The organism is Polaromonas sp. JS666 (genome assembly GCF_000013865.1).
GTDB lineage: Bacteria > Pseudomonadota > Gammaproteobacteria > Burkholderiales > Burkholderiaceae_C > Polaromonas.
On the sequence record NC_007948.1, the window covers coordinates 2,660,809 to 2,687,551 of the forward strand.

At 59.2% G+C, this 26,743-nt stretch carries 26 protein-coding genes; 17 read left to right on the forward strand and 9 right to left on the reverse strand.

What is annotated here, in order from left to right; all coding sequences use genetic code 11:
• Window positions 1-374 precede the first annotated feature (374 nt).
• Together BPRO_RS12620 and BPRO_RS12625 are read left to right on the forward strand one after the other, a co-directional pair.
• A complete protein-coding gene (locus tag BPRO_RS12620; RefSeq protein ID WP_011483454.1) occupies window positions 375-1,907 on the forward strand; it encodes a hypothetical protein in 1,533 nt (510 codons plus the stop codon).
• 366 nt (window positions 1,908-2,273) lie between these two features.
• On the forward strand, window positions 2,274-3,029 hold the full coding sequence (locus BPRO_RS12625) for a DUF1223 domain-containing protein (protein ID WP_157045795.1): 756 nt from the start codon (window positions 2,274-2,276) through the stop codon (window positions 3,027-3,029).
• On the opposite strand, the gene BPRO_RS28025 is transcribed toward BPRO_RS12625, so the two are convergent.
• Together BPRO_RS28025 and BPRO_RS12635 are read right to left on the reverse strand one after the other, a co-directional pair.
• The gene (locus BPRO_RS28025) at window positions 3,007-4,437 is read right to left on the reverse strand and encodes a sensor histidine kinase (RefSeq protein ID WP_011483456.1); all 1,431 of its coding nucleotides are present in this window, start codon (window positions 4,435-4,437) and stop codon (window positions 3,007-3,009) included. The genes BPRO_RS12625 and BPRO_RS28025 overlap by 23 nt on opposite strands.
• An 8-nt stretch (window positions 4,438-4,445) precedes the next feature.
• Window positions 4,446-5,231 (reverse strand): response regulator transcription factor, encoded by a 786-nt coding sequence (locus BPRO_RS12635; protein WP_081430515.1) that lies wholly within the window; start codon window positions 5,229-5,231, stop codon window positions 4,446-4,448.
• A 623-nt stretch (window positions 5,232-5,854) separates the two neighbouring features.
• On the opposite strand from BPRO_RS12635, the gene BPRO_RS12640 reads away from it, so the two are divergent.
• From BPRO_RS12640 to BPRO_RS12700, 15 genes are all read left to right on the forward strand, one after another.
• Entirely contained in the window at window positions 5,855-6,058 is a 204-nt protein-coding gene (locus BPRO_RS12640) for a Flp family type IVb pilin (RefSeq protein WP_011483458.1), read from the forward strand.
• Window positions 6,052-6,345, forward strand: a complete 294-nt coding sequence (locus BPRO_RS28610; protein WP_011483459.1) for a Flp family type IVb pilin — start codon at window positions 6,052-6,054, stop codon at window positions 6,343-6,345. Before BPRO_RS12640 ends, BPRO_RS28610 begins: the two co-directional genes overlap by 7 nt.
• 36 nt (window positions 6,346-6,381) lie before the next feature.
• Complete coding sequence (locus BPRO_RS12645; protein WP_011483460.1) at window positions 6,382-6,960, forward strand: A24 family peptidase; 579 nt, start codon at window positions 6,382-6,384, stop codon at window positions 6,958-6,960.
• A 52-nt stretch (window positions 6,961-7,012) separates the two neighbouring features.
• Window positions 7,013-8,338 carry an ATPase gene (locus tag BPRO_RS12650; protein WP_011483461.1) on the forward strand — a complete coding sequence of 442 codons (1,326 nt, stop codon included), beginning with the start codon at window positions 7,013-7,015 and terminating at the stop codon, window positions 8,336-8,338.
• A gap of 114 nt (window positions 8,339-8,452) precedes the next feature.
• The gene (gene cpaB / locus BPRO_RS12655) at window positions 8,453-9,307 is read left to right on the forward strand and encodes a Flp pilus assembly protein CpaB (RefSeq protein WP_011483462.1); all 855 of its coding nucleotides are present in this window, start codon (window positions 8,453-8,455) and stop codon (window positions 9,305-9,307) included.
• Between the two features lie 20 nt (window positions 9,308-9,327).
• Window positions 9,328-10,872, forward strand: a complete 1,545-nt coding sequence (locus BPRO_RS12660; protein ID WP_011483463.1) for a type II and III secretion system protein family protein — start codon at window positions 9,328-9,330, stop codon at window positions 10,870-10,872.
• A 12-nt stretch (window positions 10,873-10,884) separates the two neighbouring features.
• Window positions 10,885-11,169 (forward strand): hypothetical protein, encoded by a 285-nt coding sequence (locus BPRO_RS28615; RefSeq protein ID WP_011483464.1) that lies wholly within the window; start codon window positions 10,885-10,887, stop codon window positions 11,167-11,169.
• Between the two features lie 44 nt (window positions 11,170-11,213).
• Window positions 11,214-12,815, forward strand: coding sequence for a pilus assembly protein TadG-related protein (locus BPRO_RS12665; RefSeq protein ID WP_011483465.1), 1,602 nt, complete (start codon window positions 11,214-11,216; stop codon window positions 12,813-12,815).
• Between the two features lie 68 nt (window positions 12,816-12,883).
• On the forward strand, window positions 12,884-13,315 hold the full coding sequence (locus tag BPRO_RS12670) for a TadE/TadG family type IV pilus assembly protein (protein WP_232291400.1): 432 nt from the start codon (window positions 12,884-12,886) through the stop codon (window positions 13,313-13,315).
• Window positions 13,316-13,325: 10 nt separating this feature from the next.
• Window positions 13,326-13,865, forward strand: coding sequence for a TadE/TadG family type IV pilus assembly protein (locus BPRO_RS12675; RefSeq protein WP_011483467.1), 540 nt, complete (start codon window positions 13,326-13,328; stop codon window positions 13,863-13,865).
• 126 nt (window positions 13,866-13,991) lie between these two features.
• Window positions 13,992-15,071, forward strand: a complete 1,080-nt coding sequence (locus tag BPRO_RS12680; RefSeq protein ID WP_232291401.1) for an AAA family ATPase — start codon at window positions 13,992-13,994, stop codon at window positions 15,069-15,071.
• A gap of 53 nt (window positions 15,072-15,124) precedes the next feature.
• Entirely contained in the window at window positions 15,125-16,519 is a 1,395-nt protein-coding gene (locus BPRO_RS12685; RefSeq protein WP_011483469.1) for a CpaF family protein, read from the forward strand.
• A gap of 33 nt (window positions 16,520-16,552) precedes the next feature.
• Entirely contained in the window at window positions 16,553-17,530 is a 978-nt protein-coding gene (locus BPRO_RS12690) for a type II secretion system F family protein (protein ID WP_011483470.1), read from the forward strand.
• 36 nt (window positions 17,531-17,566) lie between these two features.
• Window positions 17,567-18,511: a type II secretion system F family protein gene (locus tag BPRO_RS12695; RefSeq protein WP_011483471.1), complete on the forward strand. Its 945-nt coding sequence runs from the start codon at window positions 17,567-17,569 to the stop codon at window positions 18,509-18,511.
• Window positions 18,512-18,535: 24 nt separating this feature from the next.
• The gene (locus BPRO_RS12700; RefSeq protein WP_011483472.1) at window positions 18,536-19,861 is read left to right on the forward strand and encodes a LytR C-terminal domain-containing protein; all 1,326 of its coding nucleotides are present in this window, start codon (window positions 18,536-18,538) and stop codon (window positions 19,859-19,861) included.
• Window positions 19,862-19,893: 32 nt separating this feature from the next.
• Here BPRO_RS12700 and BPRO_RS12705 read toward each other — a convergent pair whose 3' ends face one another.
• The 7 genes from BPRO_RS12705 to BPRO_RS12735 all read right to left on the reverse strand — a co-directional run bounded on the left by BPRO_RS12705 (window position 19,894) and on the right by BPRO_RS12735 (window position 26,677).
• Window positions 19,894-20,496 carry a DsbC family protein gene (locus tag BPRO_RS12705; RefSeq protein ID WP_041388807.1) on the reverse strand — a complete coding sequence of 201 codons (603 nt, stop codon included), beginning with the start codon at window positions 20,494-20,496 and terminating at the stop codon, window positions 19,894-19,896.
• A 145-nt stretch (window positions 20,497-20,641) separates the two neighbouring features.
• The gene (locus BPRO_RS12710; protein WP_011483474.1) at window positions 20,642-21,262 is read right to left on the reverse strand and encodes a methylated-DNA--[protein]-cysteine S-methyltransferase; all 621 of its coding nucleotides are present in this window, start codon (window positions 21,260-21,262) and stop codon (window positions 20,642-20,644) included.
• Between the two features lie 111 nt (window positions 21,263-21,373).
• Window positions 21,374-22,279 carry an SDR family oxidoreductase gene (locus BPRO_RS12715; RefSeq protein ID WP_011483475.1) on the reverse strand — a complete coding sequence of 302 codons (906 nt, stop codon included), beginning with the start codon at window positions 22,277-22,279 and terminating at the stop codon, window positions 21,374-21,376.
• Window positions 22,280-22,478: 199 nt separating this feature from the next.
• Window positions 22,479-22,931, reverse strand: coding sequence for a GNAT family N-acetyltransferase (locus BPRO_RS12720; RefSeq protein WP_011483476.1), 453 nt, complete (start codon window positions 22,929-22,931; stop codon window positions 22,479-22,481).
• On the reverse strand, window positions 22,928-23,866 hold the full coding sequence (locus BPRO_RS12725; protein WP_011483477.1) for a glutathione S-transferase family protein: 939 nt from the start codon (window positions 23,864-23,866) through the stop codon (window positions 22,928-22,930). The genes BPRO_RS12720 and BPRO_RS12725 overlap by 4 nt, the downstream gene beginning before the upstream one ends.
• Window positions 23,867-23,891: 25 nt before the next feature.
• Window positions 23,892-25,631 (reverse strand): acyl-CoA dehydrogenase family protein, encoded by a 1,740-nt coding sequence (locus BPRO_RS12730; protein WP_011483478.1) that lies wholly within the window; start codon window positions 25,629-25,631, stop codon window positions 23,892-23,894.
• 29 nt (window positions 25,632-25,660) lie between these two features.
• On the reverse strand, window positions 25,661-26,677 hold the full coding sequence (locus BPRO_RS12735; RefSeq protein ID WP_011483479.1) for an NADP-dependent oxidoreductase: 1,017 nt from the start codon (window positions 26,675-26,677) through the stop codon (window positions 25,661-25,663).
• Window positions 26,678-26,743: the final 66 nt, after the last annotated feature.

Sequence of the window (26,743 nt, forward strand, 5' to 3'; positions counted from 1 at the left end):
TTGGCCTTCGGAAAGATGGTTTGGGTGCGTAGTAACAACCATCCTATCAATCCACGGGTCAGCCACCTCCTTTTGCATTCAAATTCACGTGCTTACGCACGTGACTTCAACGTCATGCAGCTTATGTAAGTGCCATTCCCCTTAAACGTTCGCCAAGCCCTTGCCTTGATATACATTTCGAGGAAAGGGTTCGATATGCTTTTCTTTAGTCATGTAAGCAAGCGCATCGCAAATTGTCATGCCTGTTCTTTTCATGCGTATCGTGCAGGTCTGGCGACCGCCGGGCTCGCCCTGAACACACGCATAGTTGACTTTCCACAGCCAGCAGAACAGGTGACGCTTCGCGTTGAGTCCTGAACCAAGGTGCCTGCTCCATGAACTTAAAAACCACAACTGTTGCCGATGCTGGAACCACGGCGCAGCGCGCCACCTGGCTTTTTTCCTGGCCGCTGATTGTTGGGATGCTGGTTTATTGTTTCCTTATTCTGCGCGGCTATGGGCTGCTCAGAGATGACGACACTTACCTGCATATTGCCACCGGTCAGTGGATATTTCAGCACCAGTCCATTCCCACGCATGATCCGTTTTCACACACGATGCCCGACACACCATGGACGGCGCATGAGTGGTTGTCCCAAGTCCTCCTGGCCAGCGCCCATAACTTGGGGGGATGGGCGGGTGTCGTCGCCATCACGGCTTTAGCGTTTGCGGCAGCCTTGGCGCTGCTGACCCGGACCTTGCTGAAGTCTCTGGAGCCAGTTCATGCCGTGATGTTTGCGGCCTTAGCTCTTTTCATGACGGCAAATCACCTGCACGCCCGACCACACATACTCGCTATGCCGTTGATGGTGCTTTGGGCCGCCGGTTTGGTGCATGCCAGTGAATCTGGCCGTGCGCCGCGCCTGTGGCTACTACCCGTGATGACACTGTGGGCAAACTTGCACGGCGGCTTCACATTGGGGCTCGCACTCGCTTTTGTTTTTGCGCTGGAAGCCCTACTTGCCTGCAAACACAGGCATTACTTTGTAAGTACAGCGAAGTCGTGGGCCCTGTTCATCGTCCTTGCAATAACCAGTGCCCTCATCACACCCCATGGGATACAAGGCATTTCTTTAACCTGGCAACTCCTGTTTGAGCAACACTATGCCTTGGCGCGTATCAGTGAATGGCAGTCGCCGAATTTTCACATCTTCCAAGCGCTGGAAATTTGGTTGTTATGTGGATTGGCTCTGGTCATGCACAAGGGTTTTAAACTTCCGCCGATCAGGCTTTTGTTGCTTCTCGGCTTGCTGCATCTCGCCTTGAAACACGTTCGCTACATCGAGTTGCTTGGTTTGCTCGCCCCCCTCTTCTTTGCGACACCTTTTGCAGCCCAGTGGCGCCAGTCAATGCAAGGCCAGCAGAACGCAGAAACCGTAGACCGATTTTTCCGTAAACTGGCGACGCCCGCCGGTAAAGGGGCGCTCATGCTGGCCTTCGGCTTCTTGCTGTTACTTACCCAATGGATTGCTCATGCCCGTCCACCGCAACCGCCAGACTCCAGCAGCCTGGCTACGGCGATCCGGACAGTTCGTGAAGCCGGTATCAAGGGGCCCTTGCTCAATTACAACGGCTGGGGCGGCTATCTAATTTATGCAGGTATTCCCCCCTTCATAGACGGTCGTTCCGACATGTACAAGGACGATTTTATTAAGGAGTATTTGGAAGCGCTCGCCCTGACGAAGTCGACAGGCCTGGAAGATCTACTGGCCAAGTACAAGATAGGGTGGACCCTGTTACTGCCTGGCAGTCCAGCTGTTGCCTTGCTTGATCACCTTCCCAATTGGCGCCGCCTTTATGCCGACGAAATGGCCGTGGTTCATGTCAGAACCCTTATCGACTCAGATATCGTGTCAAGGAAGGAGTAAAAGCGGGCGATGTCATGAGTTACGAAAACATCCTTGGCGCCTGGCTTTCGGTATTTCGCAAAACCCGGAAACGACCAGTCGGCTTGTAAGAATCCCGCTTTGTGAGCGACCAATGGGGGCCACTGCCGCAGACCGCAAGCCTCTTCCGGGCCCTGCTTGGCGCAATACTGTTCAGTCAAGTTATTCACCCTGAATCGGAATGACCAAAAACCTTGACTTGTCATTGCGGGCTTGACCCGCAATCCATGGATCCCGGAGCAAGTCCAGGATGACAAACCAGGGCCAAGGGCTTAACTGAACCGTATTGCTGCTTGGCGCGTGGCTCAATCACGGAGATAACCCATGCCGCAAATCGCTACAAAACTCATGGCTACCACAACCCTGTTGATGGTGGCTTCCAGTACTTTTTCAGCACAGCACCAATGCGCAGCAAGCTCCGGCGCCACTATCACGCCGGTGATTGAGCTCTATACGTCCGAAGGCTGCAGCTCCTGTCCACCGGCGGACAAATGGGCATCAAGCCTCAAAGGCAAAGACGTGGTGGTCCAGGCCTTTCACGTCGGCTACTGGGACTACCTGGGCTGGGTCGACCGCTTTGCCGCGCCGGCTTACACCCACCGGCAGCGCGAGCTTGCGGCCCGCAACAATCTGCGCAGCATCTACACACCCCAAGTCGTGTTCAATGGCCGCGACTGGCCCAATTGGTCCAATTGGTCCGCCGGGCTTGTGAATCAACCCAGCGCCAGGGCTCCGGCACGTGCCAGCATCACCGTGCAACAGCTGGGTACAGACCAGTTTGAAGCCAGCGTGACACCCGTTACAAACCTCCCCGGGCAGCAAGCGGCCACCAGTTGGTCTGCCTACTGGACCATTACCGAGCATGGCCATAACTCCAGGGTGCAAGCCGGTGAAAACGCCGGTGAATTCCTCAAGCATGATTTTGTGGTGCGCCAGTACACGCAGGCCGGCGACTACAAAACCGGCAGTGCGGCGGCGCCCCAAAAGCTCACCTTTCGCAGCATTGCGCCTACCCCAGGCCATGCACGCCAGGTGAACCTGGTGGTGTTCAACACGAAAACCGGAGGCACGATGCAGGCCGTCAGCCTGCAGTGTGCGGGCTGAGACTGTCCGCGGTCTTGTCTTCCGCCGTCTTGGCTGGTTGGAGTTCTCTCGAAGTGGTCGATGGCTGCGGCAATGCCTGGTTTCCAGCCAGCGGCAGGACAAGGCGCACACGGGTGCCCGTACCGGCTTTGCTTGAAATCACCAGTTCGGCGCCAATGCTTTGCGCGCGGCGGCGCATGCCTTCCAGGCCCTTGCCGGATGGGCGTCCTTCTTTGCTGCGGGCAATGCCCTCACCGTTGTCGCGCACTTCCAGCACCATTTGCTGTGTTTCCGGCACAAAGCGGCACACCACCTCGACTACCGAGGCATGGGCGTGGCGCATGACATTGGACAAACTCTCCTGGGCAATGCGGAGTGCCTGCTGGGCCGGCTCCCCCCGCACGGCTTCCAGCTCATCGCAGATCTCCACCTTCCAGATCATGCGAATGCCCAGCGTGTCCAGTGAGTGCTGCACCCGGTAGCGCAAACGGCCCAGCGCTACAAGCACGTTGTCGTTGGCGCTGTCGATGGCGTCTACCGTCATCTTCAGGTCGACCAGGCATTGCTCCAGCGCCAGCGCCACGGCCTGCTGCTGCGGTGCATGGCTGTCCAGCGAGGACAGGATATTCACGATTTGCGAGCCCACGCCATCGTGCAGATCCTGCGCAATGCGGCGGCGCTCCAGGGCCACCACGGCTGCATCGTGCGCTGGCCCAAAACCTGTGAGAGGTTCAAGGTCGGTGCTGTGCTGAAAATCATGCATCAAGGCCGAGCGCAATTCAGGTGGCCTTACGCGCTGCGTCACCAGGTGCCATATCACCATCAAAAAAGCCGCGTATAAGTCATCCGACATCGTTGCAAAGCGCCGAGCATTGTCAGCCAGCGTTATCTGGTCAATGCACAGGCCCAGGCCAATCACGCAGCCCGCCAGTGCCAGCCAGGCGGGGTAACTGCGGCTCAGGTACACACGCCAGGCTACCGCAGCGCTCAGCAGTATGGCAGACAGGAGGTTGATGGCAAGCCAGGCCTCGTAAGCGGGCGTTGGCTCGCCCCCGGTCCAATAAGGCCAGTGCAGCGCCACCACGCCTGCCGCGCCCTGCACGACCAGCAGCAGGTACACCCGTGCACTGGTCACGCCAGCACTGGTTAGGAGAAAAAAACCAACGCTCACCATGAGGGCCTGATAGCCCAGCCGCGCCACATAAATCGAGGGAACCTCGACAGAAGGAAAGTTGCTGGCCACGAAATCGAACGACGTGGTCGCCAGCAAATGCACCAGCCATACACACGCCGCCACACTCATGGCCAGGTCAACAGGGTTGTGATGGTGGCGCCAGGTTTTACGCGAGCCCCTGAGTGCCAAAGACGCCAGTGGTATGCCGACCGCGGCGGCGGCCAGCGCCAGACCCTGTTGCGCCGCGTTGAACATGATGGGCTTTACAAAAGGCCGCGATGGGCCGCAAAGTTGACGGCCTGTGCCCGGCTGCGGACCTGCAGCTTGCGGTAGATGTTTTTGATGTGGGTGTTGACCGTCTGGCAACTGATCATCAGCCGCGAACCGATCTCACCGCTGGTGTAACCCGCCGCAACCGCCTTGAGCACTTCTTTTTCGCGGTCGGAGAGTTTGTCCCTTTTTTCAGCGGTGTGGGGGTGGGGCGCTTCCTGCGTGTGCTCCAGCCGGTGCAGCAGCCGGCGCGCAAGGTTGGGGGTGATGGACGCGCCGCCATTGACCACCTGCAACACGGCCTGGGGAAAGTTGCCAAACCAGGAGTTCTTGACCAGGTAGCCGGTGGCTCCCAGCTCAAATGCGCGCAGCGCGTGCTGCTCGTCTTCCATGGCCGAAATCACCACGGCTTCTGCCAGGGGGTGAACGGTTTTCATGTAATCAATCAGGTCTAGGCCATTGCCGTCGCCCAGATTCAGGTCGACCAGCATGACGTCGAACTCGTGCTGCGAAATCAGCCGGCGGCCCTCGCGCATGCTGGCGGCCTGGGCCACCAGATCGGTGCGCAAATCACCCAACAGCTCATGAGAGATGACCTTGCGCATGTGCGCGTCATCGTCAATCAGCACAACACGTACCGGCTTGCCGGGCTGGCCTGCCAGGAAGGCGGGCCACAACGAGGGCACAGCCTCCTGCGATGAACGTGCAGCCTGGGAATGACCATAGGTGCCACCAGGCGTGGGCATTAGCGTGGAGCCGCCCCTGCTTGAGTTGTCCATATGTCTCTCGCTTTCACCGTGTTGGCCCGACTGCTGAATCAAACAGCAAAGCCCATGCCGAAAACACTTTTAGTTACCAAAGTGACTATTTCACACAGCCATTTGACCTCAAAAGCACTTTTTATGAGTGTGATCTTTTCACGTTTATTCGAAGAATGAAAAAGATATCGTGATCTTCCGGATGAATTGTTGCTTTTTGGTTTATTTGATACGTTTTGTTACTACCGTTTTCATCCCCTTAACTACTCCCTAATTTGATAGCAACTCAAGCCCAGATAACCACAGCTTTTGGCTTCACACGGTTAAAAACTGATCTGGAGAAGCCCGATAACAGGGTACCCAATTAAAGCTATTGGCGCAACTGCTTGTAACGCGCAGACTGATCTCAGACAACGCGGAAAGTGTGAAGCAAGCCCTACAAGGCGCGCTTCTTGCGCAAGCGGTGTCGCTCAGGGGGTTGTTTACGCCTCACTCCTCGCCTCGGCGATGGGACAGGGTGTAAGACATAGCGAGAAGTCTGCGAGGGTGTCGCCAGTAATGTCGCTCCTCCAGACCCGTCCACTGAGGCGTGTTTGCAGCAAACCTTGGGAAACGTTAACTCTTTAATCTGAAAGGAAACCATCATGAACTTCATATATGGCCTGATCATGAACTTCATCCAGAAATTCATGCGCAAGGAAGACGGCGTGACGGCCATTGAATATGGCCTGATTGCGGCGCTGATTGCTATCGTGATCATCGCCGCGGTCACTATCGTTGGTACGCAGCTGTGCATCGTATTTAACTCGGTTGCTACAGCGTTGGGCGGTGCTGTGACTGTTTGCTGAGCTTAAGCAGATTCATTCTGCAAGCTGAAATCGCTCCCCGGTGGGGATTGATGCCGGGAGCGTTTTTCAAAAATAAAGTGGCGCAAAAAATGCAACACCATCCACTTGAAAACCTGCTGGCCGACGAAGCAGGCGTCACGGCGATTGAATATGCGCTGCTCAGTTCACTGATCGTAGTCGTGATTCTGGGGGCCGTCGGAGCAGTTGGGAGCAGCGTCTTGTCTTTATGGCGTTTGGTTTCGAACTGCGTGACTTTCGCGGCGACTGGTGCGGGTAGTTGTTCATAACTTTCTTACTAACCCATCCAAATAAGAAAGACGATCATGACCCACGACGGATTACTACACTTTGGTGGAATTCAAATCCACGTCATAGCCGCCGTATTGCTGGTATTGGTCGCTGTTGCGGCTGGGTTCGACCTCAAGTCACGGCGTATTCCTAACTGGCTTGTGCTCATGGGGTTGATCACGAGCTTGGCCCTCCAAATTATTTTCAGCGGCATCGGCGGCTTCAAGGCCTGGGGCTTGGGGCTGCTGGTCGGATTCGGGGTGTTTCTGCCCCTGTATCTGTTGCGCGCCATGGGCGCGGGTGACGTGAAACTCATGGCCATGGTCGGTGCCTTTCTCGGGCCGGTCTCAGCCCTGGGTGCGGTGCTGACAACGCTCGTCGTCGGCGGGGCGCTTGCCATTGCCGTGGCGCTGCGGTGTGGCATTTTAAAAAATACCCTGAAAAATATTCGGTTCGCACTGACGCTGGCGCTGTACAAAGGCTTGTCCGGTGGTGGGATGCAGTTAGAGCAGCCGTCGACCTCAGCAGGCAACCTGCCCTATGCGGTGGCGATTGCTGTAGGCACCTTGGGTCATCTTCTTTTAGTGGGTAGTGGTCGTGCGGTGTTTGCTTGAATGGCCGCCAAAACAGCAAACCAGACCAGACCAGACCATAGGAGATTAAAAAATGATTGCCGAAGCCAATACAGAACACACGGTGATTAGCCTCGACCCAGCCGTCGCCCCGCTACCCCGCGCACCGCGCACACCAGAAGAAACCGGCCTGCCTTTTTTGTTTCTGGTTGAACTTGTCGCCAAAATGCTTTTTGTGCGCGGGCAGGTACACCTGGTCGAGCTTTCTGCCCACCTGAAGCTCTCCGTCAGCGTGCTGGATCCGCTGATCACCTTCCTGCGTGCCGAAAAGCTGTGTGAAGTCACGCGCCGGGGCGACAGCGGCACCGATGCGGACCTCACCTACAACCTGACCGACCTGGGTCGCGCCAGGGCTGCGGAATTTTTGGCCCGCAACGCCTATGCCGGGCCCGCTCCCGTTACCCTGGCCGCATACAACGCGCAGATCATGGCCCAAAGCGTTGCGCAGATGTGTATCACCCGAGAAGACATGGCCAATGACTTCACCGGTGTTGTGGTGAGCCCGATTTTGCTGGAGCAACTGGGTGCCGCCGTCAACTCCGGGCGGGCTATTTTTATTCATGGTCCTGCCGGCGCCGGAAAGACCTATCTGGCCGAGCGCATGACCGGCCTTTTGAAGGGCAACATTTCGGTGCCTTATGCCATTTTGGTCGATGGCGAAGTCGTGCAGATCTACGACCCGATTGTGCACAAACCTGTTAATGATGCGTCAGAAAAGTCAACGTCATTCGACAAGCGCACGCCGCTCGACACCCGTTGGGTACGGTCCATGCGACCAGCGGTGGTCACGGGCGGTGAGCTGATGCTGGACATGCTGGATCTGCAGTTTGACCAGGGCACGCGTTTTTACCATGCACCGCCTCATCTCAAGGCCAACAACGGCATCTTCATTATTGATGACCTGGGTCGCCAGCGTTGTTCCGCGACCGAGTTGATGAATCGCTGGATTGTTCCGATGGATCGACGAGTGGACTACCTCTCGCTGCATACCGGCTACAAGTTTCAGGTGCCCTTCGATGTGATTGTGGTGTTCTCTTCGAACATGCCGCCCGAGCAGCTGGCAGATGGCGCATTCCTGCGGCGGCTGGGCTACAAGATCCATGTCGGATCGCTGACAGAGCAGCAATATGAACAAATATTCCGCCAGGTGTGTGAGGAATTCCAGGTGCCCTATACAGCAGAGGCCTTCCATTACCTGCTGAATGAGCTTCATTACAAGGAAATGCGTCCGCTGCTGGCCTGCTATCCGCGTGACATCCTCGCGCAGGTTCGCGATCTTGCCCGCTATGACGGAAAGGCGCCTAATCTGGACGCCAGGGTGTTGGACTGGGCCTGGAATAACTACTTTGTGGGTTCGTGATGCTAGCGGTCGGAAAAAAACTCATGCCGGAATCATCAACAGCAGTGATGAATAGATGATGAATAGGTGGTGGACCATGTTGGACTATGTTGGACTAAACAGAGGGGGTGAAAAATGAGAAACACACGTGCATTGGTGATGATCGCCGTGGCGGTCGTCCTCGCATTTGGAGCAGTCATCGTGGCTGCCCGCTGGATCAGTGCCCAGGCCTCTGCAGACACCAGCAAGGTTGCGGTGGCAGCGGTTGACATCAGCCTCGGCGCCAGGCTGAGCCCGGAAATGGTTCGCATGGTCGATTGGCCGGCGAGTGCCATGCCGCCCGGCGCCATCACCGATGCCAAGCAGCTCGAAACGCGCGTGACGCGCACCAGCATCCAGCGCGGCGAACCCGTCATGGAAGGCAAGCTTGCGCCGCCCGGCACCCAGGGTGGCCTTTCTGCCGTGGTCGCAGAGGGCAAACGTGCCATGACGGTGCGCGTCAATGATGTGGTGGGCGTAGCCGGGTTTGCCCTGCCGGGCAACTTTGTGGACATCCTGGTCAATACCCAGGATGAACCAGGAAAAGGCGGCGCGGGCAAGGACCAGACCATTTCGAAGATCGTGTTGGAGCGCATTCTGGTGCTGGCCATTGCCCAGGAATCAAGTCGCGACGAAACCAAGCCCAAGGTTGTCAATGCCGTCACCCTCGAATTGACACCCGACCAGGCAGAAAAACTTGATTTGGCGCGCAGCGTTGGCACCCTCTCGCTGGTTCTGAGGAACCAGGTCGATCCAAACCCGGTGAATACAAAAGGCGCGACCAAGACAACATTGCTTGATGTCAAGGCCCCCGCGCCCGAAGCCCGGCCTGCATCCGCGCCGAAGGCCGCAGTAAAGCCCGCGCCCAAGCGGGTGGTCAGGCCTGCACCCGCCACCCCAGACCGCGTTGAAGTGATCAAGGGGCTGGAGCGCAGCACCCAACAATTTTAAGAAACCGAAGGAGGTATTTGATGAAAACATATTCCACCGGGGCAAGACCGACTTTGTTGGGCGTGGCGCTTGCTGTAGCAGGCGTGATGGCTGCGTCAACGCTGGCGCATGGGCAGGTCGCTATCGAGGCAGGCAATCTCGCAGCGAAAAATCCACCGACAGCCACTTCCGGGCCAGGTAAACAAGCCGCAACCGCCCAGCCCAAGGCCGTGGTCACTCAAGCGCGAGCCCCGATCACCGGCAAGGTCGAATTGGCACCCCAAATCAACCTATCGGAGGGAAAATCCACCCTGATGCGCCTGCCCTCCCCGGCAACACGGCTTTCCGTGGGTGACGCGCGAATCGTCGATGTGATTCTGCTCAACCCCAGCGAGCTGTACATGCTCGGCAAATCTGTTGGCTCCACCAACCTCATCCTCTGGAACAAGGCCAACGACGCGACCATCATCGACATTGCGGTCGGCATGGACACCGTGGCGCTGCGCTCGCGGCTCGAGCAGATGTTCGCCAGCGAAAAAGATCTCAAGATCACAACGGCCGCCGACACCCTGATCCTCTCCGGCATGGTTTCCGATGTGGTCAAGGCTGATCAGATCCTTTCGGTCGCCAATGCCTACGTGCAGCGCAGCTCGCGCAGTGGGCAGGCTGGCGGCGCATCGGGCGGCTCGGCGGGTGGCCAGCAGTCCGACAGTGCCAAGGTCGTCAACATGCTCTCCATCGCTGCGCCGCAGCAGGTCATGCTGGAAGTGCAAGTTGCCGAGGTCTCCAAGACGCTGGCAGACCAATTGGGAGCCAGCATCGGCGGCCGCAAAACAACCGGAAGCTGGACCTACACCTTGCTGTCCAACCTGCTCACCGGCGCCGCCAGCAGTATCGGAGCTGTCAAGAACAGCGGGAATTTTTTGACCATTGATGCACAAAAAGGCGATGGCCTGCTCAAGATATTGGCTGAACCCACGATCATGGCCATCAGCGGACAGGAAGCCAGCTTTCTGGCTGGCGGGAAAATCTTCATACCCGTCAAGTCAGGAAACAACGGTGAAATCGCGCTGGAAGAGAAAGAATTCGGCGTTTCGGTGAAGTTCCTGCCCACCGTCCTGGAAGGCGGCCGGATCAACCTCAAAGTCGCGCCCGAAGTGTCGGATTTGAACCGCCAGGGCGTAGGCATTTCGGCCACCGGTTCGAGCACCACGGCAATTTTGCCTTCATTCACCACACGCCGCGCAAGCACCACCGTTCAGCTTTTTGACGGCCAGAGCTTCGCCATCGGCGGCCTGATCAAGAACAACGTCACAGCCAACATCAACGCCTTCCCGCTGCTCGGCGAAGTACCCGTGCTTGGTGCGCTGTTTCGCAGCAGCGACTTCCAGACCGACAGGTCAGAACTGGTGTTTATTGTGACCCCGCACCTGGTCAAGCCGCTGCCGGCAGATTACAAACTGCCGACCGACCCCTACATCCAGCCCAGCCGCTCCGAGTTCTTCCTCGGCGGAAAAATGGAAGGTGCCGCTCCGCCAGAAGGCAATAAGCCGGCTGGTCCCGCAACCGGCTTTGAAGTGAAATAAAGGAGGGCCATCATGAAACGCACTCACCTCTCTACCGCCACCACCTTGTGCGGGCTGTGTGGACTATTGCTCGCAGCATCGGGCTGCGTGTCGACAACGCCGAACCTGGACCATGATTTTGGCAAGTCTGTCTCCCTGCTCAAAGCGCAGCAAATACTTAACCCCGAAGCTTCACGCAATACTGATCCCGTGAAAGGGATTGATGGCAAGGCAGCCAAGAGCGGTTATGACGAATACCAGAAGTCATATAAAGCGCCTGCACCGCTAACCCCTTTGAGCATCAACATAGGGCAATAGGGCAATAGTGCGTTGCATTAAACCCCGTCGAAGAGGTGAGGACAATGAAAACGACATCGGGATATCGAAAAAGTGAACGGGGCGCCGTTGCCATCATCTTCGGCCTGACCGTTGTCGTCCTGTTTGCGATGGGCGGCGTTGTTCTTGACCTTGGCCACCTTTATATTGCCAAGGCGGAATTGCAAAATGCCGCGGATGCTGCAGCGCTGGCGGGTGCGAAGGACCTCAACGAAACCACCCCCGGCATAGACGCTGCGGTCGCCACGGCACAAACGATATCGGCAAAGAACAAATATAACTTTTCTACCGACGTGACACTGGCCTTGGCGAACATTGAGTTTGGCCCCAGCCCGGACGGCCCCTGGTCCAGCGTTGCCACGGCGCGGGCCGCTCCGCAAGGCATGACCTTCATCAAGGTGGATACCGGGCTCAAGGTGCTTGGCACTTATCTGATGCGCGTCGCGGGCGTCGACACGGTGAGCACATTTGGCCTTGCCGTCGCCGGTCGTTTTGTCAACAACGTTACTCCGATTGGCGTGTGTGCCGTCGATCCGGCCACCAAAACGGCAAAATACAGTTATACGCAACCCGATGGCACAGAATTAACTGAACTTGTCGAATTTGGATTTCGGCGCGGCGTAACCTACAACCTTTTCGGTTTGAATCCGCTGGCCGACGGTCCCTTCGATCCGTATTTACTCAACCCGGTCGACTCTCCACCCAGTGCATGTAATCCCGCGAATTCCAGCGCCAATTTCACGGCACCTTTCCTGTGCTCGGGGACCAGCGCCATCGTCTCCGCCGGCTCAGGCAAGGTGTATACCAACACCGGCTTGACTGCTCCTTTGGCAGATTCTCTGAATTCTCGTTTCGGTGACCCTAAAGCTCTAACGTCCGGCAAGTGCATAGCAGCATCCGCCCCGCCCGATACGAACATCAGGGAATACCCGTGCAAGGGTCCAGCCGACCAGGCATGTGTCAATCCGGGTGCTTCTACCCCTCCGCCAGTGAAATGGATGGAAAAGGGGGCTGACACTTTTCCTAACAGGGAGTTCGTGGCGTTGGCCGGGCCAAAGCCAAACTACAAACTGCCATCATCATCAACCCCGTCGGTGCCAGCCCCAAGCTCGACATTTGCCCAGTTCCCTGATTATGGTGTGCTATGGTCTTACGCCCCCCCCTACCAGTTCGACGCCACCCCTACCTCAAAGGTCGGGGCCGCCATCACACCCGAGCAGGCAAATCTGAATCCGATGTACAGCACGGCTACCCCCGCCGTCCCCTACTTTAATACTATTGATAATCCTACTGATCCGACGAACGTCGATCGTTATCCCGCCACTGCGGGTACCGGCTTTCCTGCTGGCACGCCCGCTGCCCCCTACAACCAAACAAGCGGGCCTTACTTCATGTCGGGTGGCGCATCAGGCGTGCGCAATCGCCGCATTCTCAATATCGTTCTGGTCGATTGCACCGTGGCTCCCGTTGGTCCCGCGGCTTGCGGTGAAATGACAGCAGTCGGCGTCGGCAAATTCTTCATGCAGGTCAAGGCCGACTTCAGCGGTGGTCCAACCAGACAATTGAGCGTGGAATTTGCCGGACTGGTCAGTCCGGTTCCAACATCCGTGATCATGCTCTATAAGTGACTAAGGAGATGAATAAGTCATCCGCTTTGCTAGTAAGACACGTACCGAGCCAGTGTGGCGGTGCGGCGGTGGAATTCGCCCTGATCCTTGCCTTGCTCATCAGCTTACTGGCCGGAATTTTCGAATTTGGCCGCGCTTTCTGGTACTACGATGCGCTGACCAAGGCCACGCGGGATGGGGCACGCCTGATGTCGGTCACGGACAAGGCAACCCTCAACACAGCAGATACTGGCGGTATAGCATTAACAAAAACGCTAGTGGTCAACGCCGTGACAAGCGCGGGCGTGCCCGATTTCGCGAATGGAAACGTTGAGGTCACTTGCCTCGATGCGACTTTCGCCGACGCCACATGCACCGATGGCACCGCCCCGGGTGGGGTGCGGGTTCGGATCGTGGGTTACTCCATGACCATCGGTCAGTTCATTCCTTTTCTGCTCGGCGGAAGTTCTTCGTACACGGCAAACCTCTCGCCGCACACCACCATGCGCTACATGCAATGAGGAGATGAAAATGCGAACCTCACCTCCACCGAAACACCCATCAGCGCATCGATCACCTTTCAAGCGACAAGGAGGTGTTGCCGCTGTTGAATTTGCCATCATCTCCCTGCTCTTTTTCACCATCTTGTTTGCCATCCTCGAGTTCGGGCGGATGCTTTACGTTTACAACACCATGCAGGAAGTGACCCGGCGCGCCGCACGTGAAGCCGTGGTGCGCTGGACCAATCAGGAGAGCGCGGTCAAATCGCTCGCCTTGTTCGGCGGCACATCGCTTCCTGCAGGCGCCGAAGTGACGTCAGGCAATATCAGCATCAGCTACCTGACCAAGAGTGGCGCAGCGGTCAATCCTCCACCGCTGAGTCCCGGCGACAACATCTCCGCATGTGGCGATGCCGACCGAGCACCTATCAGCTGCATCTACAGCGTGCGCGTCTCGATAGAGAACGTGACCTACAGCCCAATGGTCAGCCTGTTCAGTTTTCTGAACATCGGGTTGCCCACCTCTGTTGTCACCATGCATGCGGAAAGCATGGGATTTAATGGTAATTGATAGATACGCGCTACAACCCGCCCACACGGCCAAGGACCTGAATTGAAAATCGCAGTTGTATCAGGGAACGACAGGCATCTTGCAGAGATAGCCAGGCTGCTCCGAGAGCGTAGTCCCTCGGACGGCGTGGATGTCGTTTACGGCGCACTGGAAAAGCTGGCCGGAATCGCCGATCTATCGTCACCGGACGTACTGGTGCTCGACCAACCGTCGGTGGAAGGTGGCGACCTGGAGCGGCTTGAGCGCCTGAGCCACCTGTATCCGCGCATGGCATTCATTCTGCTTTGCCAGCAGAAAACACCAGAATTCCTCATTCAGGCCATGCGCGCCGGGGTGCGCGAGGTCTTGCCTTCGCCCGTGGACGCCAGCGAACTGGTGCCGGCTATTGAGCGCGTTGAACAAAAGCTCGAAAGCAGCGCTCAGGCCAACGGACAGGTGCTGGCCTTCGTTTCCTGCAAGGGCGGCAGCGGTGCCACCTTCCTGGCCACCAACCTCGGGTACGCCCTGGCGGTGCAGGAAAAAAAGCGGGTTGCGCTCATTGACCTGAACCTGCAGTTTGGCGATGCGTCGCTGTTTGTATCTGACCAAAAACCGCAAGTCACCCTTTCGGAAGTCTGCCAGCAAATACATCGGCTCGACCCTTCGTTTTTTGCATCGAGCATGCTCAGCATCGAACCAAACTATGGTGTGCTGGCGGCCCCTGAAGACCCGACGCATGCGAGCTACGTGAAGCCCGAGCATATCGACCTGATTCTCAAGCTCGCTCGGCGCCATTACGACTTCATTTTGCTGGACATGGGCCGCAGCCTGGACGCGGTGAGCATACGCGCGCTGGACCAGGCGGACATGATTTTCCCGATCCTGCAGACCACCCTGCCCTTCATCCGGGATGGCAAACGGCTCCTCAATGTTTTTCGTTCGCTGGACTACCGCAAGGACAAAATTCACCTGATCGTGAACCGGCACGAGAAAAACGGGGAAATCAGGCGGCAGGACCTGGAGGCTGCCTACGGCATGGAAGTCTACAGAAGCATACCCAACCACTATGAAGCCGCAGCGGCTTCAGTCAACCAGGGTGTGCCGATATTGAAGCTCGCGAAAAACAGCCCTGTTTCAAAGGCCCTGCAGGAATTCGCCAGGTCGCTGGTAGGAGACGAAAACCAGGCGTCCCAGGGTTGGTTTTCGCGGGTTTTCCAGCGTGCCTGATGTACTGAACGTTCAGGATTATTCAGGATGAGTTAGCCAACGGAGATATCGCCATGAATGCAGAAAACATCTCAATCAGGGAACGCCTGGGCACCGGGGGCGGCAGCGGCAATGTCAACGGCGCCATGAAGGGTACCGCGCAAATTTCCAGCTCGCGCCCAGGCGGCATCGACAACCGCGCCTATCAGGAGCTGAAGCACCACATCCACCAAACCCTGCTGGACCGGGTTGACCTGGAAAGCATGCAGCGCCTTTCGCAGGTGCAGATTCGGGAAGAGCTGCGGATGCTCGTCGAACGCCTGCTCGAGGAAGAAGTCGTCGTCATCAACGAGACCGAGCGAAAGAACCTGACGCGCGATATCCAGAACGAGATGCTCGGGTTTGGTCCGCTGGAGACGCTGCTGGCCGACCCAACCGTGTCCGACATACTCGTCAACACCTACAAGCAGGTGTACGTGGAGCGCAGGGGCAAGCTGGAGCTGACCGATGTGACGTTCTCCAATGACGCGCACCTGATGAAGATCATTGACAAGATTGTCTCGCGTGTTGGCCGGCGCATTGATGAGTCCAGCCCCATGGTGGACGCGCGACTGCCCGACGGCTCGCGTGTCAATGCCATCATTCCGCCGCTCGCCATTGATGGCCCCATCATGTCGATTCGCCGGTTTGCCGCCCAACCGCTGCGCCTGGCCGATCTGGTCGAATTCAAGAGCCTGACCGCTGAAATGGCGGAAATTCTGCGGGGGCTGGGCAAGGCCAAGGTCAACATCCTGATCTCTGGCGGCACAGGCAGCGGCAAGACCACCATGCTCAATGTGATCTCGGGCTTCATCAGCGAGGCCGAACGCATCGTGACCGTGGAGGATGCGGCCGAGCTGCAACTTCAGCAGCCGCACATCGTGCGCCTGGAGACACGCCCGCCGAATATCGAGGGCAAGGGCGAGGTGACCCAGCGGGCGCTGGTGCGCAACGCGCTGCGCATGCGACCAGACCGCATCATTCTGGGCGAGGTGCGCGGCGGCGAGGCGCTAGACATGCTGCAGGCCATGAACACCGGTCATGAGGGATCGATGGCCACCATACACGCCAACACCTCGCGCGATGCGCTCACCCGGCTGGAGAACATGGTCAGTATGGCCGTGGCGACCTTGCCCACCAAGGCCATGCGCCAGCAGATCAGCTCGGCGATCAGCGTGGTGGTGCAGGTGGCGCGGCTGACCGATGGCAAGCGCAAGATAGTTTCCGTCCAGGAGATCACCGGCATGGAAGGCGAAGTGATCACCATGCAGGAAATTTTTACCTTCAAACAGACAGGACTGGGCGAAAACGGCGCAGTTCTCGGGTATTTCTGTGCCACCGGTGTTCGCCCGCGATTTCTGGAGAGGCTGCAGGCGTTTGGTATCAGCGTTTCAGACAAACTGTTTGACCCCACACGGCAGTATCACTGAGCAGTATCACTGAGGCAGCACCACTGAACGACCATGGACTATCTCTACTACCTTTTTGCCACGCTGATTTTCATTGCGGTGGTCCTTCTGGTTGAGGGCCTGTACCTCAGCTGGAACTCTACCAAGGGGCCTGAAGCCGAGCGTGTGGCGCGTCGCCTGCGCGTCATGTCGGCGGGCGGACACGGTGATGCGCAAAGTATTTCCATTACCAAGGAACGACTGCTGAGCGAAACGCCAGTCATGCAGCGCATTTTGCTGGGGGTTCCGCGCGTTGGCACGCTGGACCGCCTGCTCCAGCAGTCAGGGCTGTCCTGGAGTGTGGGCGAATTCCTCGGAATGGCATTGATTGCCTTCCTGGTTGTTTTCTTTGCAGGCAGTTACCTTGCCGTGCCCTTGCTGCTGCGGCTGGCGCTGGCGGGCGCTGCTGCCCTGCTCCCATTTCTTTATGTCACGAGAGCCAAGCGCAAGCGTCTGGATCGCATCGAGCACCAACTGCCTGATGCGCTGGACTTGATGGGCCGCGCCTTGCGCGCCGGCCACGCCTTTCCGACGGCGCTGAAGATGGTGGGCGACGAGATGAACGACCCCTTGGCCGGAGAATTTCGCATCGCTTTTGACGAGGTGAACTTTGGCATTGCCATGCCGGATGCCCTGATGAACATGGCCACGCGGGTACCCAGCACCGATCTGCGCTACTTTGTGATTGCCGTGCTGATCCAGCGGGAAACGGGCGGCAATCTTTCAGAATTGTTAACGAGTATCAGCGCCATCATCCGGGACCGGATCAAGCTGATGGGGCAGGTACGGGTGCTGTCTGCCGAGGGCAAGATGTCAGCCTGGGTGCTGTCTCTGCTGCCGTTCGGAGCGGCATTCATGATCCAGCTGACGAACCCCAAGTTTCTTGAGGTGCTGTATACCGACCCCGCAGGCCGCAAGATGCTCGCCGCCGCCATCGTCATGATGGCGCTCGGCATCCTGGTCATGCGCAAGATCATTCGAATCCGGGTGTGATGTGAACAAACCAGATCTTTCAGGAGCCAAAGCGCCATGACCACTCTTCAACTTGCGTTTCTGGGGCTGATTTTTGTGGCTGTTTTCGGTGTCGTCATGCTGGCGCTGCGCCTGTTTGCAGCCAACCCTGTGCAGGACCGCCTGGATGTCGCCGTTGGCCGTTCGACCCCGATTGCCAACGACGAACCCAACCCATGGGTGGCACGCATCATCAAATTGAGCGGGCCGCTGGCCAAGCTTTCCTTGCCCAGCGATGGCTGGGAAATGTCAGCGCTGCGTACGCGTTTCATGAATGCGGGTTTTCGCCAGCCTTCTGCTCCGGCCATCTACTTTGCCGCCAAAACGACACTGGCCGCCGGCCTGCCGCTGATGGCGTTTTTTATCCTGAGTACGGGTGGTGCAAAGTACGGCACCAACACGCTGCTGTTCTGGCTGCTCAGTGCGGCAGCTTTCGGGTACTACCTGCCCAACGTTTTACTGAAGAACCTGATTTCGCGCCGCCAGCGGGAGATATTCGAGAGCTTTCCAGATGCCCTGGATTTGATGACCGTCTGTGTGGAGGCTGGGCTTGCCATGGACGCGGCGCTCGCCCGCGTTGCATCCGAGATTGGCCTGAAAAGCGCCGTGTTGAGTGAAGAACTCCAACTGGTCACACTCGAACTGCGTGCAGGCAGCTCCAAGGAAAAGGCCCTGCGCAACCTCGCGCTTCGTACCGGCGTCGATGATGTCGACGCCCTGGTCGCCATGCTGATCCAGTCGGAGCGTTTCGGCACCAGCATTGCCGACTCGCTGCGGGTGCAGTCAGACCAGTTGCGCACCAAGCGCCGCCAGCGCGCTGAAGAACAGGCCGCAAAAATTGCGCTGAAGCTGCTGTTTCCGTTGATATTTTTCATTTTCCCATCCCTGCTGGTCGTGCTGATGGGGCCGGCATTCATCCAGATTTACCGCGTACTGCTGCCCACCATGGCCGGCGGCAATTGAGAAGATTTTAGAAGGAGCTACATCATGTTCACACTCCGCCCGATCGTGATTGCCTTGGGTGCCGGCCTGTTGCAGGCCTGCGTGGCGCCCCCTACGCAGAAGGAACTCGCCATGCAGCCCGTGTTGCGGGTGCGCCATTCGGCCGACCAGACGGCTGCGACCTATTACCAGCTCGGCAAATACCACCAGGAGCGCGGCAATGTCGATCTTGCGCGCGCCGCCTATGCTTATTCGGTAGAACTGGATGGCCGGCAACTGGAAGCGCGCAATGCGCTCGCCGCCATTCACGCCCAGCAGGGCAGGCTTGAAGACGCCAAGGTGCTACTGCTTCAGCTTGTCGCCGAGTACCCGGCGGTTGCGCATCCGTACAACAACCTTGGCTTTGTTCACTATCTGCAGGGCAATTACGATGCCGCCGTGGCTACGCTACAGCGTGCGCTGGTGCTGGATTCGGAAAACCAGCGGACCCGCAACAATCTCCAGGCGGCAAAGGTGGAACTCGCAAAACTTGGTGAGCGTCCTGCCGTTGCGCGGGCACCTGCGCCAGCGACGATGGACACACAAGGCGTCCTGCCAGGACAAGCCACGGCAACCATCACTGAAAATCGCAAGGATGAGATGACGGCAACGGCAACGGCAGTCAGTACACCCGCCCCCGTACCCGCTCCCATACCCGTATCTGTGCCCACAGTCGCGGTGCAGCGCCCTGCCGAACTGGCTGTGTCGCCCGCGCCTGCACCACGAACGCAGGAACTTGCGGTTGCGATTTCGCCCTCGGTGCCGCAAGCCCGCATGGAGGTGGTGCAGGTCGTGCCTAATGTGTTTGAACTCAGGCCCAAACCTGCTGTTGCCGCTGTTGCTGCTGTTGCTGCTATTGCCCCCATCATTGCTGACAGGCAACCCGAGAAAGCAGTTGTGGGAGCGGCAACCCTTGTTCCCGTTCCTGCGCTTGCTGCTGCACGTGCTACAACTTCCCCCCCTTCTGTCGCCGCCACCAAAATGTCCAGAGTGGAAGTTTCCAACGGCAACGGCATCACCGGCATGGCCAAACGAATCAAGGGTGTGCTTGGCAGGTACGGCATTGCCGTGAGCCGGCTGACCAATGACCGCCCTTTCAAGCAGCAGGACACGAAAATACAGTACCGGGCTGGCTACGAACAGGCCGCAGAAAGCCTGAAACTTGCCCTGCGGGGCCATGCGGTGGTGGTGCCAGTCAATAAGCTGTCGGGCAATACCGATGTGCGACTGGTACTGGGAAAAGACGCCGTCGCGCACATGGCCCTGATTGAGGAATGGGCCAGCCAGTCGCGTTTGGCGTCAAATGGGGAAGGCGAAATCAGCAACCATTGAGTACCCGCGGAAGACTAATCGCCCGCAGGCGTTTACTGTGCAGGCGCGGCAGGCTGTCCGCCGGGATCCTTGAGGCCGAGCAATGCCGCGAGGGCCGGGGTGCGCAAGGCGCCTTCCTGCGTAACGAGGGCACCGGTCTGCGCATGCGTGCCGACGATGGTCGGGATGGAACCAAAGCCGAAACGTTTCATCAATGCGGTGTTCTTTGCCACCGCAGCCTTTTGCGTATCAATGTCGCTGCCAGCATTGATACCACCCCGCTTGGCGAGAAGCGAGGTTTCGTGTTCGTCCATTGCGGCAATAGGGTCGGCGGCTGCCAGCAGGGTGGCACCTTGCAAGGTGCTGGACGAATTCAGGATACCCACCGGTATCCAGACAAATTTGGCCTCTGACTTCAGTGGTTTGGCAGCGTTCCACAAGGCGGCGCAATGCGGGCACTGGGCGTCAAAGAAAACATACACGGTGCGCGCGCTGAGGGTTGAGCCGACGGTAAAGCCCTTGGCCTCTGCGGCAATCGCGTCTAGGGAGACTCGCGTGGCCGCAGTTGTGCCAGAGGCTGCGTTCGGAGCGTCATTGCAGCCCGAAAATAACAGGCATGCCGCAATGAGCGCGGTGGGGAAAATTTTGAATGTCATAGCAGTATGGAATGAGCCGCAGCAGAGAATTGAAAATAAAGAGCAACAAACGCGAGGATAGCGCAGGGCTGCGGTGTCCGCCCGTAATCGCATTCTGTACCCATCTCGATACCACCGTGTTTTCGAGGCAGGCGGTGCGCAGTGCCTATTTGCGTTGTTGGCCCATCCGGGGCTTGTCGGCAAGAGTGTCTGGCGAATTGCGCACTTGCTGGAGCGGCCCGTCACCGTCAAACAAGCCAGGCGCGTCGCCAATCTGCGCGCCCTCAATCTGCAGCATGCGCAGCTTGGTTGCCACGCCGCCGCCGGCCGAGAAGCCTCCCGAGCGGGCGCCCACGGCCAGCACACGGTGGCAGGGCACGACGGGCGCGAAGGGGTTGTGACCCAAGGCCTGCCCCACAGCGCGGGCAGCGCCCGGCTCACCGATCCGGGCGGCTACTTCACCATAGGTGAGCGTGCGGCCCGGCGGAATGGCGCGAGCGACCTCGTACACCCGCTGATGAAATGGCGGCACTTCGCTCATGTCCAGCGCGATGTCGCTCAGGTCGTCCCGCTCGCCGTTCAGGAGGGCCGTTATGCGGGTGATCGCGGCCTGGGCTTCGGGCACAGGAGGCATTTCATGCATCTGCGGATACAAGCGCTTCATGCGAGCGCGAGTCTGCGCCAGGCTGTGCTCGGGCAATAGCACGCCCACCAGCCCACGGTCGCCCCAGGCAATGCCGCAGTGGCCAAGGGGAGTGTCAAACAGCGCGAAGCCTTCGGTGCTCATGAATCAGATGATGGAAGCCCCTGCACCCGATCGCATCCGAATGCGCCCGAACGCACAGCCAGGAAAAAGTATATGTGTGTTGCCAGCCTCATATCCACGCATATCCGCGACTCAAGCCGCTCGCAACGCCTGCTTGAGCTGCTGTCCAATTTCAGGTTTGTCGGCAAACGGGTCGGTCGGGTTGCGGGCCTGCAGTACATCCTCGAGCCGGGTCTGCACGGAATGAATGGCCTTGGGATGGCTGTAGATGTAAAACTGGTTGGCTGCGATGGCGTCAAACACCAGTTGCGCAACGTGGGCGGCGGTAACCTTGCCAGAACCCACGGCCTTGCCGGTCATGGCCTGCTGGATGAGCTGGCTTTTGGTCGGTTTGTCGGTTGCCAGCTCAGCCGGGCGGTTGCGGTGGCTCATGCCGATGCCGGTGGCTACAAAAAACGGGCACAGCACCGATGCACCGATCTGGTCGGTCACCAGCGACAAATCCTGATACAGCGTTTCGCTCAGGGACACCACGGCATGTTTGCTCACGTTGTACACGCCCATATTGGGCGGGTTCAGCAGCCCGGCCATGCTGGCGGTGTTGACGATGTGACCCTGCCAGGCGGGATCTTTGGCCGCAGCCTCCAGCATCATGGGCGTGAAGATACGCACGCCGTGCACCACACCCATCACATTGACGCCCAGCACCCACTCCCAGTCCTTGACGCTGTTCTCCCAGATCAGTCCGCCGGAGCCGACGCCGGCGTTGTTGAATACAAAATGCGGTGCGCCAAAACGCTCAAACACCGCCTTGCCCATGGCCTCCATCTGTTCGGCACTGGCAACGTCCAGCCTGAAGGGCAGCACCTGGGCCCCGGTGGCCCTGATCTCGGCGCTTGCCTGATCCAGTGCATCCTGCTGCACATCGACCAGCACCAGGTTCATGCCCAGCTTGGCCCCTATGCGCGCGCACTCCAGGCCGAAACCTGACCCCGCGCCGGTCAGCACCGCAGTTTTTCCTTTGAAGTCCGTGATCATCCATCGCTCCTTGATACCTGAAATTTAAAAATCAACATTAGGCCCAATACGGTTCAGTCAAGCCCTTGCCCTTGGTGCGTCGTCCCGGACTTGATCCGGGATCCATGGATTGCGGGTCAGGCCCGCAATGACAGGTCAAGGTTTTGCTCATTCCGACATTCCGATTCAGGGTGAATAACTTGACTGAACAGCATTGACCTTAGGCCGGGCGCAGCATTTCGATGTGGGGAATGCCGTCTTCGCTGTAGGGCGCGCCCGTTTTCACAAAGCCATGCTGCCGGTAAAACTGCTCCAGCCGTGCCTGGGCGCCGATCCGGATGGGTTGTGGGCCCCAGTGCTGCGTCACACTCGTGATGGCCTGGCGCATCAGCGCATGTCCCGCGCCGCTGCCTCGCTGCGAGCCCTGCGTGACCACGCGGCCTATGCTGGCCTCCGCAAATTTCACGCCGGCTGCAAAGCAGCGGGCGTACGCCGCCAGTTGGCCGGACACCGTGCCCAGCAGGTGCATGGCCTGGACGTCCGCACCGTCCATGTCCTGAAAGACGCAGGCCTGTTCAACCACAAAAACCGCACTGCGCAGCTGCAGCACCTCGTACAGCTCCCGGCTTGTCAGCGCGTCAAAGGGAACAAATCGCCAGGTGATCTCGCTCATGCGGGTGTGGCCGCCTTCAGTGAATAGCCGATGCGCGGGAAGTGCACATGAACCGTGCCGGCCCGCTCGTCGGTGCGGCGCAGGGTGTAGTGCATGCGGGTGGCGGCGATCAGCTCGCCCTCGGTGGGCTCGGGGCCAAAGCTCTCGCCGCTGACCAGCACCCGGCTGCCCAGGGGGATGCCGTGCTCATCCTGAAAAATATCGTCATGCAGCGGCGCCGGCGTGGAGGCGGCGGCCACGGCAATGGCCCCGGTGGAGCTGAATTTCTCCATGCTGCCGTGGCCAATGGCGGCGACGCGGTCCATCCACTCCAGCACGGCGGGCGTGGCGTTCAGGATGTCAGCCAGCACGGACGTGCGCACGCGTGTGAACCACAGCGGGTGGTACATCGCAAAGTCGGCGATGCAGGGCACCTCCCCCAGCAGAAAAGGCAGGTCATCGAGCATGTCGGATATCCGGCGCAGGTAGGACCTGTAAGCCGCAGCCGCGTCGGCCGGGCGCAGGCGCGGCATGCCCGCGCTCATGGCCTTGCGGTCTTCGCCAAAGGCACGGGCCGCGTCGGGCCCGGCGTTGCCAAACATCTGAGCCATGCCCTTGGGCTGCGTGCTGAATGCCATCGACGTCCAGAACAGCGTGTGGTCGCCCCAGTGCGCGAGGATGCGCGCCAGACCCTTGCTCGGCTCCGGATAGAGCTCGGGCATGGGCCGCAGATGCTCCAGCACATCGCAGATCAGCGCGGAGTCGCAGTAAATGTCTGCGCCTATCTGCAGCACCGGGGTCTTGCGGTAGCCGCCCGTCAGTGCCAGCACATCGGGTTTGGGCATGATCATCGGGATGATGACGGACCTCCAGGGCAGGTTTTTATAGCCCAGGATCAACCGGATTTTCTCGGCGAAAGGCGAAGTCGGGTAGTGATGAAGAATCAGCTCTTGCATGGATGTCTCCTGAAGGTCTGCGTGTTTACCGGGGCATGGCCCGGGCGATGATGGTGTCGAAATCAGTGCCTGCAGCCAGCGTGCCGAAGGTCTGGCCCCAGTTGCCGGAAATGCGCGAGTCACAAAATGCGCTGAACACCGGCGCCGGTGCTGTCTGCAACAGTAGCGCAGCCTGCACTGCCAGCGCAACATCTTGCGCCAGCCGGCGCGCCTCCAGTTCCGTGGCCATCTGCTCCACCCGCGTGGGCAAGGCTGCGGCGAGCCGGTCCAGCGCCGGATGTGCGCCCCTGGCGGCAGAAAGCTCATGCTCCAGTGCCGCCACAGCATCGGCCTTGCGCAGGGCGCGCAGCAAGTCCAGCGCCATGATGTTGCCGGCGCCTTCCCAGATGGAGTTCAGCGGCATTTCGCGGTAGATGCGGGCCATGACGCCAACACCGCCCTCCTCCACATAACCGTTGCCGCCCAGGCATTCCATGGCTTCCTGCGCAAAGTGGCTGCCGCGCTTGCAGATCCAGAACTTGGCGATCGGGGTGAGCAGGCGCGCCATCACCGCTTCATGCGCGTCGGCAGCCCTGTCGAACGCACGGGCCAGGCGAAGGGCCAGCGCCGTGGCGGCTTCCGATTCGAGCGCCAGGTCGGCCAGCACATTGCGCATCAGCGGCTGGTCTATCAGCAATTTGCCGAAGGCCTTGCGCTGCGACGTGTGGTTGAGCGCGAGGCTCAGGGCCTGGCGCATCAGGCCGCTGGTGCCCAGGGCGCAGTCCAGCCGGGTCATGGTGCCCATCTCCAGAATTTGCGGAATGCCGCGGCCTTCTTCACCCACCAGCCAGGCCTGGGCACCCTCGAACTCTACTTCTGAACTGGCATTGGCCTTGTTGCCCAGCTTGTCCTTGAGGCGCTGGATGCGGATGGCGTTCAGGCTGCCATCGGGAAGAATGCGCGGCAGGAAAAAGCAGCTCAAGCCGCTGGTGGTTTGGGCCAGCACCAGAAAGGCGTCGCACATGGGTGCCGAGAAAAACCACTTGTGGCCCGTGAGGGTGTAACGCGCTCCCCAGCCGTCACTGCCCGCGGGCTCGGCCCGGGTGGTGTTGGCCCGCACATCCGAGCCGCCCTGCTTTTCGGTCATGCCCATGCCCATGGTGAGGCCGGCCTTGCCCTGCCATGGCTTGAGTTCAGAGTCATAGGCGCGACCGGTGAGCCCGGGAGCCCAGTCGGCATAGATGGCCGCATTGCTGCGCAGCGCCGGCGTGACCGCATAGGTCATGGAGATCGGGCACAGCACCGATGGTTCGAGCTCCGTAAAGAGCATGAAGCCAGCGGCGCGCAGCACATGCGGGGACAGGCCCTCACCCCTGCCCTCTCCCAGAGGGAGAGGGTGTCTGACTCGCTTCCCCTTTGGCGCAGGGTGTCCGGTTCCCTCTCCCTCTGGGAGAGGGCCAGGGTGAGGGCTGGCCCAAGGGGTGCCATGCAAGCCGGCACCGATCGCGAGTTTCATCAACTCGTGATAGCTCGGATGAAACTCCACCTGGTCCAGCCGTCGGCCAAAGCGGTCGTGGCTGTGCAGCTCCGGGGCATGAATATTGGCCAAGCGCGCGTGGGTTTGCATCCCGGTACTGCCCAGCATGGCGCCCAGGGCTGCCAGCTCGGTGGTGTCCAGTGCCGGTGCGTTGAACTTCAGCGCGTCGCGCAGGGGGCGGTTGGTGTCGAACAGGTTGTAGTCCGCCAGCGGCTCCGGCTGGTTGAAGACTTCATGGGTGATGTCCATGGCACGACTCCTGGCCTGATGGCTACAGGCTAAATGAGCTTGACCAGCTGTTTGCCGAAGTTTCTGCCCTTGAGCAGACCGAGGAAGGCCTCTGGTGCGGCTTGCAGGCCTTGCGCAATGGTTTCACGCGGCCTCAGCTTGCCGGTAGCCACCAGCGTGCCGAGTTCTTTCAGGGCTTCGGGCCAGACCTCCATGTGTTCGCTGACGATAAAACCCTGAACCTTCAGGCGGCTCCGCAAGATCAGCGCCGGATGCGTGATGGGCGTCGGCTCTCCGTCGTAGCCCGCGATCATGCCGCACACGGCAATGCGGCCAAAGTCGTTCATCAGCGGCAGCACGGCATTGAGCACCATACCGCCCACATTTTCAAAGTAGCCGTCAATGCCGTTGGGGCAGGCCTCTTTCAAAGCGGCTGAAAGCGATGCGGCATCTTTGTACAGCTTGTAGTCAATGCAGGCATCGAAACCAAGTTCGTTGACAGCGTACTGGCACTTGTCGGGGCCGCCGGCAATGCCTACCGTGCGGCACCCGCGTGCTTTGGCCAGCGCGGCAAAAGCGCTGCCCACGGCCCCCGTCGCAGCACTGACTGCAACGGTTTGGCCTGCCTTGGGCTCGATGATTTTCACCAACCCGTAGTAGGCCGTGACGCCCGGCATACCCACCGCGCCGAGGTAATGCGAGAGCGGCACCTGCGTGGTGTCCACCTTGCGCAGCGCCCCAGGCTGCTCGGCATCGACCACGCTGTACTGCTGCCAGCCGCCCATGCCGACGACCTTGTCGCCCGGTTGAAACTTCGGCGAGCGGCTTTCCATGACCTCGCCGGCAGTGCCGCCAATCATGACTTGCCCCAGTGGCTGGGCGGCGGCGTAGTTCCTGGTGTCATTCATGCGGCCACGCATGTACGGGTCCAGACTCAAAAAATGATGGCGCACCAGCACCTGCCCGTCTTTCAAGGCTGGTGTTTCGCTGCTGACCAGTTTGAAATTGCTGGCAACCGCCTCGCCGATGGGACGGTTGTCGAGCAGGATTTGTTGATTAAGGGGCATGGCAGTCTCCTGCAAAAAATGTTGGAATTTCCATCAATGCTATTGGTTTAATAGCTGACAGCCGAT

Bases quoted from the DNA above. Each gene is read 5' to 3' on its own strand.
- BPRO_RS12640 (WP_011483458.1), top strand. From the start codon at position 5,855: ATGAACTTCATATATGGCCTGATCATGAACTTCATCCAGAAATTCATG.
- BPRO_RS12715 (WP_011483475.1), bottom strand. From the start codon at position 22,279: ATGATCACGGACTTCAAAGGAAAAACTGCGGTGCTGACCGGCGCGGGG.
- BPRO_RS12685 (WP_011483469.1), top strand. From the start codon at position 15,125: ATGAATGCAGAAAACATCTCAATCAGGGAACGCCTGGGCACCGGGGGC.
- BPRO_RS28025 (WP_011483456.1), bottom strand. From the start codon at position 4,437: ATGTTCAACGCGGCGCAACAGGGTCTGGCGCTGGCCGCCGCCGCGGTC.
- BPRO_RS12635 (WP_081430515.1), bottom strand. From the start codon at position 5,231: ATGGACAACTCAAGCAGGGGCGGCTCCACGCTAATGCCCACGCCTGGT.
- BPRO_RS12705 (WP_041388807.1), bottom strand. From the start codon at position 20,496: ATGACATTCAAAATTTTCCCCACCGCGCTCATTGCGGCATGCCTGTTA.
- BPRO_RS12675 (WP_011483467.1), top strand. From the start codon at position 13,326: ATGCGAACCTCACCTCCACCGAAACACCCATCAGCGCATCGATCACCT.
- BPRO_RS28615 (WP_011483464.1), top strand. From the start codon at position 10,885: ATGAAACGCACTCACCTCTCTACCGCCACCACCTTGTGCGGGCTGTGT.
- BPRO_RS12625 (WP_157045795.1), top strand. From the start codon at position 2,274: ATGGCTACCACAACCCTGTTGATGGTGGCTTCCAGTACTTTTTCAGCA.
- BPRO_RS12720 (WP_011483476.1), bottom strand. From the start codon at position 22,931: ATGAGCGAGATCACCTGGCGATTTGTTCCCTTTGACGCGCTGACAAGC.
- cpaB (WP_011483462.1), top strand. From the start codon at position 8,453: ATGAGAAACACACGTGCATTGGTGATGATCGCCGTGGCGGTCGTCCTC.
- BPRO_RS12690 (WP_011483470.1), top strand. From the start codon at position 16,553: ATGGACTATCTCTACTACCTTTTTGCCACGCTGATTTTCATTGCGGTG.
- BPRO_RS12650 (WP_011483461.1), top strand. From the start codon at position 7,013: ATGATTGCCGAAGCCAATACAGAACACACGGTGATTAGCCTCGACCCA.
- BPRO_RS12735 (WP_011483479.1), bottom strand. From the start codon at position 26,677: ATGCCCCTTAATCAACAAATCCTGCTCGACAACCGTCCCATCGGCGAG.
- BPRO_RS12620 (WP_011483454.1), top strand. From the start codon at position 375: ATGAACTTAAAAACCACAACTGTTGCCGATGCTGGAACCACGGCGCAG.
- BPRO_RS12725 (WP_011483477.1), bottom strand. From the start codon at position 23,866: ATGCAAGAGCTGATTCTTCATCACTACCCGACTTCGCCTTTCGCCGAG.
- BPRO_RS12710 (WP_011483474.1), bottom strand. From the start codon at position 21,262: ATGAGCACCGAAGGCTTCGCGCTGTTTGACACTCCCCTTGGCCACTGC.
- BPRO_RS12700 (WP_011483472.1), top strand. From the start codon at position 18,536: ATGTTCACACTCCGCCCGATCGTGATTGCCTTGGGTGCCGGCCTGTTG.
- BPRO_RS12660 (WP_011483463.1), top strand. From the start codon at position 9,328: ATGAAAACATATTCCACCGGGGCAAGACCGACTTTGTTGGGCGTGGCG.
- BPRO_RS12730 (WP_011483478.1), bottom strand. From the start codon at position 25,631: ATGGACATCACCCATGAAGTCTTCAACCAGCCGGAGCCGCTGGCGGAC.
- BPRO_RS12645 (WP_011483460.1), top strand. From the start codon at position 6,382: ATGACCCACGACGGATTACTACACTTTGGTGGAATTCAAATCCACGTC.
- BPRO_RS12695 (WP_011483471.1), top strand. From the start codon at position 17,567: ATGACCACTCTTCAACTTGCGTTTCTGGGGCTGATTTTTGTGGCTGTT.
- BPRO_RS12665 (WP_011483465.1), top strand. From the start codon at position 11,214: ATGAAAACGACATCGGGATATCGAAAAAGTGAACGGGGCGCCGTTGCC.